11 protein-coding genes are annotated in these 13,182 nt (G+C 56.5%); 5 read left to right on the top strand and 6 right to left on the bottom strand.

The features are described 5' to 3' along the window. Nucleotides 1-58 precede the first annotated feature (58 nt). Nucleotides 59-1,966: an asparagine synthase (glutamine-hydrolyzing) gene (gene asnB, locus Poly51_RS13675; protein WP_146458325.1), complete on the bottom strand. Its 1,908-nt coding sequence runs from the start codon at nt 1,964-1,966 to the stop codon at nt 59-61. A 74-nt stretch (nt 1,967-2,040) separates the two neighbouring features. Continuing rightward, the gene (locus Poly51_RS13670) at nt 2,041-2,937 is read right to left on the bottom strand and encodes an ATP-binding response regulator (protein ID WP_146458324.1); all 897 of its coding nucleotides are present in this window, start codon (nt 2,935-2,937) and stop codon (nt 2,041-2,043) included. Between the two features lie 178 nt (nt 2,938-3,115). Here Poly51_RS13670 and Poly51_RS13665 point away from each other — a divergent pair, with 178 nt between their 5' ends. Continuing rightward, nucleotides 3,116-5,176 (top strand): prolyl oligopeptidase family serine peptidase, encoded by a 2,061-nt coding sequence (locus tag Poly51_RS13665; protein ID WP_146458323.1) that lies wholly within the window; start codon nt 3,116-3,118, stop codon nt 5,174-5,176. A gap of 145 nt (nt 5,177-5,321) precedes the next feature. Here Poly51_RS13665 and Poly51_RS13660 read toward each other — a convergent pair whose 3' ends face one another. After that, nucleotides 5,322-5,789 carry a carbon storage regulator gene (locus Poly51_RS13660; RefSeq protein WP_146458322.1) on the bottom strand — a complete coding sequence of 156 codons (468 nt, stop codon included), beginning with the start codon at nt 5,787-5,789 and terminating at the stop codon, nt 5,322-5,324. Between the two features lie 170 nt (nt 5,790-5,959). After that, on the bottom strand, nt 5,960-6,298 hold the full coding sequence (locus Poly51_RS13655; RefSeq protein ID WP_146458321.1) for a histidine triad nucleotide-binding protein: 339 nt from the start codon (nt 6,296-6,298) through the stop codon (nt 5,960-5,962). Between the two features lie 130 nt (nt 6,299-6,428). On the opposite strand from Poly51_RS13655, the gene Poly51_RS13650 reads away from it, so the two are divergent. The 4 genes from Poly51_RS13650 to Poly51_RS13635 all read left to right on the top strand — a co-directional run bounded on the left by Poly51_RS13650 (nt 6,429) and on the right by Poly51_RS13635 (nt 11,281). After that, complete coding sequence (locus Poly51_RS13650; protein WP_146458320.1) at nt 6,429-7,811, top strand: AAA family ATPase; 1,383 nt, start codon at nt 6,429-6,431, stop codon at nt 7,809-7,811. Between the two features lie 83 nt (nt 7,812-7,894). Next, on the top strand, nt 7,895-8,950 hold the full coding sequence (locus tag Poly51_RS13645; protein WP_146458319.1) for an NAD-dependent epimerase/dehydratase family protein: 1,056 nt from the start codon (nt 7,895-7,897) through the stop codon (nt 8,948-8,950). Then, nucleotides 8,950-10,467 (top strand): ArnT family glycosyltransferase, encoded by a 1,518-nt coding sequence (locus tag Poly51_RS13640; protein ID WP_146458318.1) that lies wholly within the window; start codon nt 8,950-8,952, stop codon nt 10,465-10,467. The genes Poly51_RS13645 and Poly51_RS13640 overlap by 1 nt, the downstream gene beginning before the upstream one ends. Then, entirely contained in the window at nt 10,460-11,281 is an 822-nt protein-coding gene (locus Poly51_RS13635; protein WP_146458317.1) for a glycosyltransferase family 2 protein, read from the top strand. The genes Poly51_RS13640 and Poly51_RS13635 overlap by 8 nt, the downstream gene beginning before the upstream one ends. On the opposite strand, the gene Poly51_RS13630 is transcribed toward Poly51_RS13635, so the two are convergent. Then, nucleotides 11,248-12,159 carry a hypothetical protein gene (locus Poly51_RS13630; protein ID WP_146458316.1) on the bottom strand — a complete coding sequence of 304 codons (912 nt, stop codon included), beginning with the start codon at nt 12,157-12,159 and terminating at the stop codon, nt 11,248-11,250. The two genes, Poly51_RS13635 and Poly51_RS13630, sit on opposite strands and share 34 nt — an antisense overlap. After that, a complete protein-coding gene (locus Poly51_RS13625) occupies nt 12,156-13,160 on the bottom strand; it encodes a hypothetical protein (protein ID WP_146458315.1) in 1,005 nt (334 codons plus the stop codon). Before Poly51_RS13625 ends, Poly51_RS13630 begins: the two co-directional genes overlap by 4 nt. Nucleotides 13,161-13,182 lie beyond the last annotated feature (22 nt).

Below are 13,182 nucleotides of genomic sequence, written 5' to 3'. Positions count from 1 at the left end.
CAGATCCCCGCGGCGGAGTCGCGGGGCAACAAAGGGTGCTTGAGAAACGGGTGGCGGGCTATGTCCATTGCCTCAGCCACTTTTCCAAGATCAACAAATTCCATAGTCGGTAGCCGTGATTTTGTTCGCTCGTTTCGTGGGATCGAACCATTTCCGCGACGGCTTCTTTGCGAAAGATCGGTGCAATCTTGGCGTCGTCGGCTAACAACGTGTCGTGCACCATCGGTTTGAGCTCGTCGCGGAACCACGCACCAATCGGGATGCCGAAACCCATCTTCTTTCGTGTGAAGATCGACGAGGGGATCATCGAACCGAAGGTGTCTTGAAGAATCAACTTGCCTCGCCGCCCGCGGAACTTCATCCCGACCGGAAGCGACGCCGCGAACTCGACGACGCGGTAATCCAGTAGCGGTTGGCGGACTTCCAAGCCATGACCCATCGATGCGATGTCGACCTTGGTGCAGAGGTCGCATGGCAAGTAGGACAGAATGTCCGACGTACTTGCTCGCGTTACGACGTCGCGGCCCTTGCTTCGGGCCCACACCGAATCCAGGAACGCGAACGGATCCGAATCGGGTAGCGACGATACGAAATCATCGGTGTACATCGACGCACGAAGCGATTCCGGAAAGATCTGCAACCAATTCAGATACCGTCGCGCCGTCGGTTGGCCGAGCGCTTCCAAGAATCGTTTACCACGACGAATGACCGAACGCCGCTTGTTAGAATCAGGCAAACGCTGTATCAGTCCGATGCCGGGAATCTTTTGGATTGGAAACATTCGTTGCAACTTGTTGCTAAGCCACAACGCCTGATAGCGTTCGTAACCGGCAAAAAGTTCATCTCCACCGTCACCCGATAGCGCGACAGTGACTTCGCGTTTGGTCAGCTCGGAAAGGTACCACGTCGGAACGGCCGATGAATCGCCGAACGGTTCGTCGAAATGCCAAACCAACTTGTCGATGATGTCGACGCCGCTGGGTGTGACTTCGAAACGCGTGTGCTTGGTTCCCAAGTACTCGGCGACCTGGGCGGCATACTTGGTTTCGTCGAAGTCGGCGATCGGGAAACCGATGCTAAACGTGTTGACCGGGTCGGATGACTGCGACTGGGCTATCGCCGTGATCAACGACGAATCGATGCCGCCAGAAAGAAACGACCCCAATGGCACGTCCGACTGCAACCGCAGCTTTACCGAGTCGGTCAACAACTCACGCAATCGCTCCTGAGCCTCTCGCGCACCGATGGGACGTTCGACCGACGGGTCAAAGTTCCAGTATCGGTGAACCGACAATTCACCGTTTTCATAAACCGCGTAGTGACCGGGTTCCAGTTTGCGGACGCCTTTCCATATCGTTCCGGGATGCGGAATGTATTGGTAGGTAAGGAATTCATCGACGGCGGCTGGATCGATCTCGTTGCAGACGCCGGGTACGGTTGCCAAGCATTTCAGCTCGCTCCCAAAGACGAGTCGATCGTCTTTGACTGCATAGTAGAGTGGCTTTTGTCCGATCCGGTCGCGTGCCAACACCAACCGATTGCGGGCCGCGTCCCAAATCGCGATCGCGAACATACCGTTCAATTGCGAGAAACAATCGGTACCCAGATCTTCGTACAGGTGGACGATTGATTCGCCGTCGCCGTGAGTCGCGAAAGAATGCCCGGTCCCTTCCAAACGTCGGCGCAGGGTTTGGAAATTGTAGATCTCGCCATTGAAGACCAATCGCACCGAACCGTCTTCGTTAGAAAGCGGTTGTCTCGCGCCGGCGATGTCGATGATGCTGAGACGGCGAAATCCTAAACCGACGCCGACTCGATTGCCGTATGCATCACAGTGATCGGGGTTGATCCACATTTGGGAATCGTCGGGTCCCCGGTGCGCGATCACGTCGGTCATCTTCCTCAGAAGATCCGGCGTGACCGCAGCGCGATCTTCACGCCATACCGCCCCAGTGATTCCGCACATTCATTCTGTCCTACTGCTAAATTTGACCGCGCTATCGTGGCGAGACACGGGCAACGTGGTTCCCCTGGTGAACATCAATCATGATTCTTCACCATCACCACTTCGCTGTTACCAGCTCGAAAGATGACGTCATCCATAAGGCTGGTCAACAACATCAAACCGCGACACTGTTCCAATTCGAAGGACTCCGGGGTTCCCGGTGCTGGCGTCATTCGGGTCACTCGCCCGCGTCCCGTTTGGGAAACTTGAATTCGCGTGTCATGCTCGCCAACCGAGAACCTTAGTTCAACCGTTCGGCGGGCGTACTCGGGCTTCGCCGCTCTCTCGGCCATTTCCTGAACACCCGTTTCATCGCCTGCCAACAATCGACTGAGCAGCGTTTCGCTGTCTTGGATTTCCAAATTGCCGAAGCAGATCGCGTTCAGCATCGCGCTGTAAACGGCCGTCCCGATTCGAATCCGGTGGGTCGGGTTCATGTGCCCCGTCGCGGCCAACGTCTGGACCACAAACAACACGACCGGTTCGATTGCCGCGATGTCGTTTGCGACCGTCAAAGTAAATTCGGGTCGCTTCAAGGGCGGGTACCCCTCGCCGAAGACTCGGTCGGCGTGGGCCATCCGAATGGTTTGCCCGACCACGCGGTTTAACAGTTTGTGAAGCGAGTTTTTGGGGACAAAATTGGCGGCCCCCGTCGCCAGGGCGTCGACGGCTAATGATTCGCTGCCTCTGGCGGTGACCACCACTGTGGGAAGGTGCGAGTATTTCTCGGCGATCGCGCGGACCAATTCCATCCCGTTCAGCTCCGGCATTCTCAGGTCCGTCACCACCAAATCGGGTTGTCGCTGGCCAAGTGTCTCAAGCGCCAGCCGGCCATTTTCGACGCACTCGACGTGATACCCAGCAGACTCCAAAATGGATCGCATCAACGCTGCGTGCGTTGAACTATCCTCGGCTAGTAGAATCGACGACATGACGGACCTTCCTATTTAAGTATCGACGGATTCCGCGACCGCTAACATCAAGTTCGTTGACCAAGATTTTCCATCGCTGTGGCGTCATGCTTTGGAAACGAATCCTTGTCGTTTGCAAATACCATTGCTGTGACAACGCTCTAGTCTATCTGATCCCGCTCCCTCGGTTGTTTGAACCATGCAGAATCCATTCGACGTTCGTATTCGCTTCCTTTTGTTGTTCGCCACTTTGGTCATGGGAACCGAATCGATTTCCATGGCCGATGGCCCCGCCGACAACCAAGCCGGTCTGGTTCGCCCGATTCCGCCGCCCGGCATCGAATTGGACAAGGCGATCGAGCAGGTGCTGCTGAAACGATGCGAATCCGTTCGCACGTCGTTTATTAGCATCGATCCGAAGCTCGAAAACCCGGCTGTACAATCACTCGCCTGCGAAGTGCTTGTGTTTCCACGTGCGGTCGAGTTGGCCGTCGAATTTGGACAGTTCTATAAGCCCAAGGAAATCGAAGCCGCCGGTCAATTGTTGGACGAAGCCGAGCGTCGCGTGACGATCATTCGCGAAGGCGGCGACTGGGCAGCAGTCGTTGGAATCGGCGACGGTGCTAGCCAAAAGCTGATCGTCGGTGGCTACCAATCGAAGCTGGACGACTCTTACCAACCCTATAGCGTGGTCGTACCGATGGGAACGCGGAAGTGCGACCCGCGTCCACGACGGATGGATGTTTGGTTTCACGGCCGCGGCGAAACGCTAAGCGAAGTCGCCTTCCTAACCAAACAACAATCCGATGCGGGAGAATACACTCCGGTGGATTCGTTTGTACTGCATCCTTACGGACGCTACTGCAACGCGTTCAAGTTCGCCGGTGAAATCGATGTGCTGGAATCGATCGATTACGTTCAATCGCGACTTCCCGTCGACCCCGATCGAATCAGCGTACGAGGTTTTTCGATGGGCGGCGCAGCGTGTTGGCAAATGGCGACCCATCACGCGGACCGTTGGTTCGCCGCCAACCCCGGTGCCGGTTTTTCGGAAACACCCGAATTCCTGAGCTTCTTTCAAGGCGAAGACGCCCGAACCACCGCGCCGGACTACCAACAAAAACTTTGGAAACTGTACGATTGCCCGCCTTGGGCCGGCAACTTGAAGCAATGCCCCACGATCGCGTATAGCGGCGAAATCGACAAACAGAAACAAGCTGCCGATGTGATGGACACAGCACTTCGCCGCGTCGGCATCGACATGGTTCATGTGATCGGTCCCGATACGGCACACAAGATCCATCCTGATTCCAAGAAGACGATCGAATCGACGATGGAGACGCTGGCGAGGTCCGCTCCAATGGTCGCGCCGCGACGAGTCGACTTCACCACAATGACACTTCGATACCATCGAATGCACTGGGTCGACGTGCAAGGGTTGGGAGAACACTGGAAACCGGCCAGAGTGGAAGCTGATGTCGATTCCGCTTCACGGATTCGCGTCACGACCGAGAACGTCACAGACCTCCATCTTGATTTCGGCCCCGGTCAATGGCCGGGTGCTACGTCCGGTCCGGTCAAAATCGAGATCAATGGGACCACCGTGATCGGTCCACCGATTCGTTCGGACCGGTCATGGAGCGTGGCACTGACTCAAGGCGCCAAAGACTGGGAAACGGTATCCAAACGCGATGAATTGGAACTGCGGAAACGTCCGGGCTTACAAGGGCCGATCGACGACGGGTTGATGGATCGTTTCCTGTTTGTGATGCCCGGCGAAGCATCCAGCGACAAGGTCGTCCAGCAGTGGGTCGAGTCCGAGTCCAAGCATGCGATGGACCATTGGCGAAAACACTTCCGAGGCGACATTCGCCAGACGTTGGATCGCGAGTTGACGGACGAACAGATTGCGTCGAACAATTTGATCCTGTTTGGCGACGTTGAATCCAACGAGCTGATCGCTCGGATCGCCGATAAGTTGCCGGTCAAATGGACCGATGACGAGATCCGTATTGGCGGATCCAAAGTGCCTCGGGCCGGTCATGTACCGATTCTGATTTTCCCGAATCCGCTCAATCCCGATCGCTATGTCGTCATCAACAGCGGATTCACGTATCGCGAATATGACTACCTCAACAACGCCCGCCAAACACCCAAGTTGCCGGACTGGGCATTGGTGGATGTGACCGGCGGCTCAACGTCTCAGACACCGGGCGAAGTAAAATCCGCAGGATTTTTCAACGAGAAGTGGCAACCGTAAGACGAACCTATAATCCATATTCAAGAAGATTTAGGTTTGGCTTTGACATGGCGTAGGCTTCTACGCATGCGATATACGTCGAATTCAAGCAGGCATGCGGGATGCGAACCCCGCAGTCTGATCTGGAAGATGCACTCGCCGGGTTTTAAGCCGACACGGCGTTGTCGAAACCGACCGCGTAACCTACCGACGCTTGTCGGACGCAGGTGATCGCGTCTTGAGCTTCGTGTTGGCGGCGCAGTTCGTCGAGCACTTCGGTTCGGATGGCGACAAAGTCGGCCAGTGGTGTCGGCGACGCTGGACTTGATTTTCGCAGCTCGCCAAGCCGGCTGATGGCGTCCGCAGCAACTTGCCGTGCAACGGTGCGATGTTTCGGATCGGCGAGTTCTGCCAAGGCCGCGATGCGAGCTTCGATTTCAGCGAGCGGTTGGCTCGCCAAGCTCGCCCGTTGCTTGCCGGTCACGGCAACGTTCTCGCCGCGAACAATGGCAACGTCGCGGGGTGCGTCGATACCGATTTCGATCCGCGATTTCTTCAGATCGAGGACCCGAACGACGACGCCCAACGATGGGAACTCAATCGATTCGCCCTTCTTCCGTGACAGCACCAGCATATCCTGACTCCATTGTGTAGGTCCGTGCGATGACTCAAGTGATCCGTATTCTATCGCCCGACCCAAAACAATACAAGAGTACACTAGTGAACCTGCGACACCCTACTTTTCTGGCGTGATCGCCCTCGATTGGGTGTGTAAATGACCGAAATGGTCGCGACTGAAACGGTCTATCCTGGTGGCCAGGTCATCTTTCGGCCGCCCATGACGTGAAAATGCAGATGGGGAACTTCTTGGCCGCCATCGTCGCCACAGTTACAGATCAGCCGATAGCCGCCGTCCAGACCTTCGGCGGCGGCAACCTGGGACGCCACGACGACACAGCGGCCGACGATCGTCTGGTCTTCATCTGTCAAATCGGCGAGCGAAACAATTTCTTTCTTGGGGATGACCAGGAAGTGAGTCGGCGCTTTGGGGCTGATGTCGCGGAACGCCAAACACAACTCATCTTCGTGAAGAATGTCGGCGGGGATCTGGCGGGCGATTATTTTGGTGAAGATTGACGGCATAGGATTGAAGACGGACCCGTGTTTTGGAATTCGGAAACTTGATTCTATTCTAGGCGGTAACCAGACGGCGTTTCCGCGTGTCGGGGATATGTGGATCTGGTTTCTGGTTGACTCTTGAAAGTGACTTATCGTGGAAGAAGCGTTGAACGGTTGGATGTTGGCGGGCGGTGCCGCTGCCGTCACGATTTTGGCCACCGGTTGGGGACACGTGAAGAGTCTCTACAGCCAGGTAGCCGGGCGGGTCGTCGTCAAGATCACGACCAGCGGCTATCAAGCCGATGCGATCCTCCTTTATCTGAAGCATCACTTCACGGCATCGCGTTTCGGGCCTCGCGCCTATGTGGGGTGGAAGCTATTTGTGCGACCCAAGTCCCGCGTGCAATTGGTGTCAATGGAAATCGCGCCGCCGACGGGACGACTGTATTGGAAGGGCTGGCAACCGATTTGGGTCGCGAAGAGCAAAGACGGGCTTGGCGATCTTGAAGAAGGCCTGCAGGCGGCCGACTACGACTATCAAACGATCTCGATCACGTTCCCGCGTGGCACGATCGATCCAGATAAGTTGATCAGCGATGCGACCAACTTCTTCAACGACCAGGTTCGCGATTACGAATCGACCGGCGGGCGACGCCACTCGATCCGTTTCATTCACGGCACCGCCGGCAACACCGCGACGATCCAGATGAAAGGCAAAAGTGGTGGCAAGAGTCCCACCAGCAGCAGCGACATTCGCGCGTGCCTGAGCCACCGACCACTCGGTTGGACGTTCTCGGATTTCGGCAGTGACCCGGGCGAGGACGTGTCCGCGATCGACGGATTGGCACTGGACGAAGTTGCTTTGGACTTGGTCCGCGAAGCCGGCCGTTGGCGTGAAACGGAAGCTTGGCATCACGAACGTGGACTGCCGTGGCGGCGAGGCTATTTGCTTCACGGCGAACCGGGAACCGGAAAGACGGCGCTGGCCCGCGCGATGGCCGAGGACTTGGACTTGCCGGTTTTCGTCTATGACTTGGCCACGCTGAAGAACGATGAACTGTTGAAAGCTTGGAACCAAATGTTAGCCGAGGTTCCGTGCATGGCTTTGATGGAGGACATCGATGCTGTGTTCGACGGTCGCAAAAACATCGCTGTGCAAAATGGACCCGGATTGACGTTTGATTGTTTGCTGAACTGCCTCGACGGTGTTCAACGCGCTGACGGATTGATGGTCATGATCACGACCAATCATCTGGAAAAAATCGACCCGGCGATTGGACAACCCGGCGCCATCGGGTCCCGCCCAGGACGAATCGACCGCGTCGTTTCCATGGGCCGCTTGGACGAAGAAGGACGCCGAAAATTGGCCGAGCGAATCCTGCGGGATTGGCCGCATTGGATTGACGACCTCTGTCAAGCCGGTCGCGGTGATACACCGGCCCAGTTCCAAGAACGCTGCAGTCGGTTAGCGTTAAAACTGCACTACGGCGATCTGAACGGCCAACCCGATGTCCCGACGGCGATGCAAAAAATCTAGGCCATCAACGACCACCCGGCGAGTTACTACAATGGCGCGGGTCGCTTCTTTTCTTGGTTCTTTCGCGCGCACGGTCACCTCCTTTGAACGTTCTGATCACCGGTGCCTGTGGCTTTGTCGGTTCTTCGATCGCCCGCTACTTGCTGGAAGCGAACGAGTCGATTGAGGTCCACGGGATTGATAATCTGATCCGCCGGGGTAGCGAGACCAACCGTGACGACCTAATCAGGCGATCGGTACGAATACGTCATGCCGACATTCGAATACCGAGCGACTTAGCCGCCATAGGCGACGTCGATTGGGTGATCGATGCAGCAGCGATGCCCAGCGTTTTGGCGGGCGTCGACGGAACCGTTTCGGCGACCCAGTTGGTCCAGCACAATTTGGTTGGCACGTTGAACTTGATCGAATTTTGTCGTGAACGTAACGCCGGCCTGGTCCTGTTGAGCACCAGCCGCGTTTACTCGATCGACGAACTGAACCGAATTCCGTTGAAAGTGGTGAGTGACCGATTCGCGATTGACGGCGACGGACCGGGCGTGACCGGTGCGGGTATCGACGAGTCTTTTTCGACCACCGCGCCGATCTCGTTGTACGGCGCGACGAAATTGGCATCGGAAACGATGGCGATCGAGTACGGTTTGACCTACGACTTTCCCGTTCGGATCAATCGGTGTGGCGTCATCGGCGGGGCGGGACAATTTGGCAGGGCGGATCAAGGCATCTTCGCCTTCTGGATTCACTCTCATTTGCGCAAAAAACCGATTCGGTACATCGGCTTTGGCGGATCGGGTCACCAGGTTCGCGACTGCCTGCACCCTCGCGATCTTGCCAGATTGGTCAACGACCAGATTCATTTTTCGGGCACTAAAAAACCGGGGATCGTTCACGTCAGCGGCGGTATCGAATCGTCGGCATCGTTACGGGAATTGACTCGGTGGTGTGACGATCGATTTGGACTCCACCCTGTGATAGCAGGCGACGAATCACGAACGTTCGACGTGCCGTGGGTGGTCCTGGATTCTTCGCTTGCGAAGGACGCTTGGTCTTGGAAACCCGACTACGCGATCGAAGATATTTTTGAGGAAATCGCACAACACGCCGAGGCCAACCCAACTTGGCTGGAGCTTTCCCTTTGATGGACAACGACAATCGCTTGCATCGGAGCAAGTCATCGTGGTGGTGGATCGCGATCCCAATCTTGGTTTTTGCAGTTCTGCGATTGCCAACGGTTGTCCATTCACCCGGCATGCAGGATGAACAATGGTTCGCCGTCCCGGGTTGGACCGTTTGGAACGAAGGCGTGCCCCGAATACCGTACGTTCCTACACGGCACCGGGACACACTTTTTGAGAACGCCGACCGATGTCTGATGACACTTCCCCCGGCGCTTCATTACTTTCAAGCGCCCTTCCATGCCGTGTTCTCACCTGGCTATTCGACTTCGCGATTACCTCTGTTCTTCGGCGCGTTGATCTCGATCGCCATCACCTTTGGATTCGCCAAACGCATTGGGGCTAGCACGGGATCGGCGCTGTTGGCGGCCCTTTTGATGGCGGTGTGTCGACCACTTATGTTCACCGGGACGGTGACGCGACCCGATTTGTTGTGCGCAGTCTGTGGCTGGTCCACAATCATTTTGCTTTGGCGATACTTCGACGCCCCAAGATTCGGAACGCTGGTTGCCAGCGGGTTGATGTGTGGACTCGGCGGATTGTTTCACCCTTTTGCGATCGTGTTTGCGATGCAATCGGGCGTGGCGATGGTCGCAGCAGGGCCAGGAATCGTCACGATCGTAAAACGCCTTGCGACGTTTGGGATTTCTTGTGCCGCAGCGATATCGTTGTGGGTACCGCTGGTGATCCGATTCCCCGAGGAATTCCGCAGTCAATTTTTTGCTAACGTCATCGATCGTGCAGGGCCGGGTCTGCCCAGCCGATTGATTTGGCCTTGGCCATCCATCGATCATCACGCCGGGTTGTTGATGGAGTTTGTCGGACCCTGGCAATTGCTTTTCTTCGGCATCGCCTTGGTCGGCGCGTCCTGGATCAGTTTTTACCACTGGCCGCGGCATCAGGCCGTTGGTTTTGTTGCGTTGCTTTGGTCAAGCGTGTTTCTGACCGCGGTGGTCGCTGGGATCCATCCGACGAAGGGGTACTGGGTCTATCCATGCGTTTGGATCCTAGCGGGACTTGCCATCGCGCTCGATCGATTGCTGCGAAATCAATCGACGATGAAACGAAGGCTAGCGTTGGCGATCGTTGCCGCCGTCTCGGGCCTAATGATGTTTCCAGGGTGCGGAATTCGGTCGACCTATTTGTATCTGACCCACTGGGGCGATCCGTCCTATCATGGACGTGCCTTCATCGCCGACGTTTTGTCGGATCTGCCCGAAGAGGGACTTTTTCTTGCGGATCTGTCGTACGTCTATGACATCTATCTAAGCGGCCGAACGACGATACTTTGCCAAGAACGGGCACAATACTGGGGCGATCAAGAATTAGATTACGAAGCGATTCTGTTGGCGTGGGAAGGCAACGACGCAAATTGGCCAGAACAATACAACGCGATAAGGTCAAAGCGTATCGGCAGCGACCAGCCGATCCAAAAGTGCTTTGTCGATATCTATAAGCAGAAGGGTGTCACCGATGAATGAGACGCGTGACGTGCCTGAGCTTTCGATCGTCATTCCGGCCTACAACGAAGAGAAGAACATTGGACCATGCCTGGACGATTTGATCGAATGCATCGTTTCGGCTGCCGGCATTCGCACCGAGATCATCGTCGTCAACGATAACAGCAGTGACGACACCGAAGCGGAAGTCCTGATACGAATCCAACGTCATCCCGACGTGGTGCGATTGATTCGCCGTCATCCGCCGGGCGGATTCGGACGGGCCGTAAGGACCGGGTTGGAATTTGCGAGCGGCGACGTGATGATCGTTTACATGGCCGATCGTTCGGACCATCCCGAAGATGCGCTGCGGTACTTCGAAAAGATCCGCGAAGGATACGACTGTGTCTTTGGATCACGCTTCATCGACGGATCGAATGTCCGAAACTATCCACCGACAAAACTGTGGGTCAATCGCATTGTCAACAAAGCGATCCAGTGGATGTTTTGGACCAATATGAATGACTTGACCAACGCGTTCAAGGCATACCGACGCGATGTCGTCCGAACCTGTGGGCCCTACAAAACGTGCCACTTCAACATCACGTTGGAAATGTCGTTAAGCGCGTTGATCGCCGGTTATCGCATCGTCGAGATTCCGATCGGCTGGGAAGGCCGCACTTGGGGATCCACCAATTTGCGGATGCGTGAAATGGGGCGACGTTATTTGTGTACGCTTTTGATGTTGTTCTTTCAACGAATTTTGGTGAACGATGACGTTCGTTCCGAACGACTTGATGAAACGACATTCGCCGAGGAAGTTCACTTGGAACTTGGCACCAGCGGCGACGGATGAATCGGCGTCAATTCCAATTGCAGCCGCAACACTTTGGCGGCTTCGATTTGGCCGGCGGATTCGAACTTGTCGGCCAACCCCGTCATCGGTCCGGTCTGAAGAACCATGGGCAATTGATTCAGTTCTTGTTGCCACTTATCGACCGAGGCAGCGACTTCGGGCGGTGTTGCCGTTCGCCATAGAACACACCTTGCCAACGACGCGATTTCAGGGCGATCGGTTTGCCCCGCCAGCAAGTTCAGCACCGACGAAGCGTCGCTTCGATCGGCCGACGATAACAACCAACTAGCCGCGACCAACCGTACCGCCGGCGAGTCATCTTGCAAACGTTTTTGGGCCGCTTGGACGATGGCGGCGGGTTGGCTGCCGTTCTGCCAAGCGATTGGAAACCATGCCGTGACCAACGGCGGCAGCCCGCGACGATCGATCTGGGATACCAGTTCGATCGCGATGTCGCCGCGCAGTGTCTCTCGCGAGGCGTTTGCGGCCATCATCGTCAACCACTGTTGTCGCCAAACGGGCGGCCGTTCTTTCAACAACCCCGGCAGCGCTTGCAGTGCCTCGGCGTATCGTTTTGCATCAAAGTTCTCGATCGCCGCCTTTTGCACCGCCGATACTTCCCCGGGCTGAACCCAGATCACTCGCGACGCCGCGATCAGGGTTTCCACTTCGTCACCCTCAATCACGATCCGCATTTTTTCGTTATCGAAGTCGACGATCCTTCCATCGATCGTTTCGATCGCGCGGGGGTACCAATTGCTTTGCGTGCGAATGCGTGGCAACGGTTGCACCCAAATGCGATCGGCCACGGATTGGCCGCTTGCGATCGCTGTGATGGCGACCAAGAACACGACGATCAACGAACGAGCGAACGTCATGGTGCAGTCGATGTTTGCAAGTTTCGGATGTTGACATATTGGTATTGGCCCTGATTCATGGCCGCCAAGTCGCGAAGAAAACTGTCACTCGGTGCGATCGAATCGGGACCGAATTCGATCGCATGGATCGTCGTGCCGGCTTGCTGGGCCCGTGACTGGATCGCTCGTAGTTCGGCGCCGGATAGTCGCGGGATGCGCGCATCGGTCAAAAAGAAGATCACGTCCGGCGATAATTTCAGCGCCATCTTGATCGCCGTTTCGTGCTCGGTTCCGCCGAATGCGGTGATCGAGTTGATATAGCGCTCGGCCGACACGACGTTGGGTTCGTCGCCAGCCATCATTTGCAACGGCACGCCCGACATCCGAAACGGCGTCGGCTTGTCGTTATAGAAAATCAACTGGAAACGCTGTTTGTCGCTGAGTGATCGTAGTGAACGGATCAATTCGGCCTTGGCCGCTCGCAAGGGCTTGCCGCTGAACCCGTTCATGCTGTCACTGCGGTCGAAGACATAGACGAATCGTGAACCGCTGCCCGATACGCCGAAGACCATGGCCGTCGTTTGGCCACGATCGCCGGCCTTGGATTCGCCGCGACCCGGACCGAATGCGTCGCCGTCGAATTTCGTGTCTCCGGCCATTCCGGTACCCGAAACGGCCGATGGAGTGGACTGGATCGCCTTCAAGATGCCGTCCAAATCGATCGGCGGCGATAAATCGGCCGGCGGCGCGGCAATGCTGGCGGCGGCGGCCGATTCCGACGTTTCGGTCGATTCTGGGTCCGTGGGAGTCGGCGTCGGAGGGGCGTAAATGTCGCGATCGGGCATTCGGTGGACCAGCGCGATGCCGACCGGCCGATCTTCGATTTCGCCGGTTCCGCTGGCCGCGGAGGTCCAAATCAACCCGACCAGCGTCAACAAAATGACGTGAAAGACCAACGACATCACCAGCGCCGGCCAAGCGGGCGGCGAGGGTTGTAAGTCAACGGGCGGCGGAGTTGTCATATCGCAGAGGGAGATCCGATCG

The sequence above is a fragment of the Rubripirellula tenax genome, from assembly GCF_007860125.1.
Taxonomy (GTDB): domain Bacteria; phylum Planctomycetota; class Planctomycetia; order Pirellulales; family Pirellulaceae; genus Rubripirellula; species Rubripirellula tenax.
Note: the sequence above shows the minus strand (reverse complement) of the source record. Positions and strands in the feature narration are given on the sequence as shown.

What these genes read in the sequence shown, in the direction of transcription:
- asnB (WP_146458325.1), bottom strand. Translation starts at nt 1,966, where the DNA reads ATGTGCGGAATCACTGGGGCGGTATGGCGTGAAGATCGCGCTGCGGTC.
- Poly51_RS13660 (WP_146458322.1), bottom strand. Translation starts at nt 5,789, where the DNA reads ATGCTGGTGCTGTCACGGAAGAAGGGCGAATCGATTGAGTTCCCATCG.
- Poly51_RS13625 (WP_146458315.1), bottom strand. Translation starts at nt 13,160, where the DNA reads ATGACAACTCCGCCGCCCGTTGACTTACAACCCTCGCCGCCCGCTTGG.
- Poly51_RS13630 (WP_146458316.1), bottom strand. Translation starts at nt 12,159, where the DNA reads ATGACGTTCGCTCGTTCGTTGATCGTCGTGTTCTTGGTCGCCATCACA.
- Poly51_RS13640 (WP_146458318.1), top strand. Translation starts at nt 8,950, where the DNA reads ATGGACAACGACAATCGCTTGCATCGGAGCAAGTCATCGTGGTGGTGG.
- Poly51_RS13670 (WP_146458324.1), bottom strand. Translation starts at nt 2,937, where the DNA reads ATGTCGTCGATTCTACTAGCCGAGGATAGTTCAACGCACGCAGCGTTG.
- Poly51_RS13665 (WP_146458323.1), top strand. Translation starts at nt 3,116, where the DNA reads ATGCAGAATCCATTCGACGTTCGTATTCGCTTCCTTTTGTTGTTCGCC.
- Poly51_RS13655 (WP_146458321.1), bottom strand. Translation starts at nt 6,298, where the DNA reads ATGCCGTCAATCTTCACCAAAATAATCGCCCGCCAGATCCCCGCCGAC.
- Poly51_RS13635 (WP_146458317.1), top strand. Translation starts at nt 10,460, where the DNA reads ATGAATGAGACGCGTGACGTGCCTGAGCTTTCGATCGTCATTCCGGCC.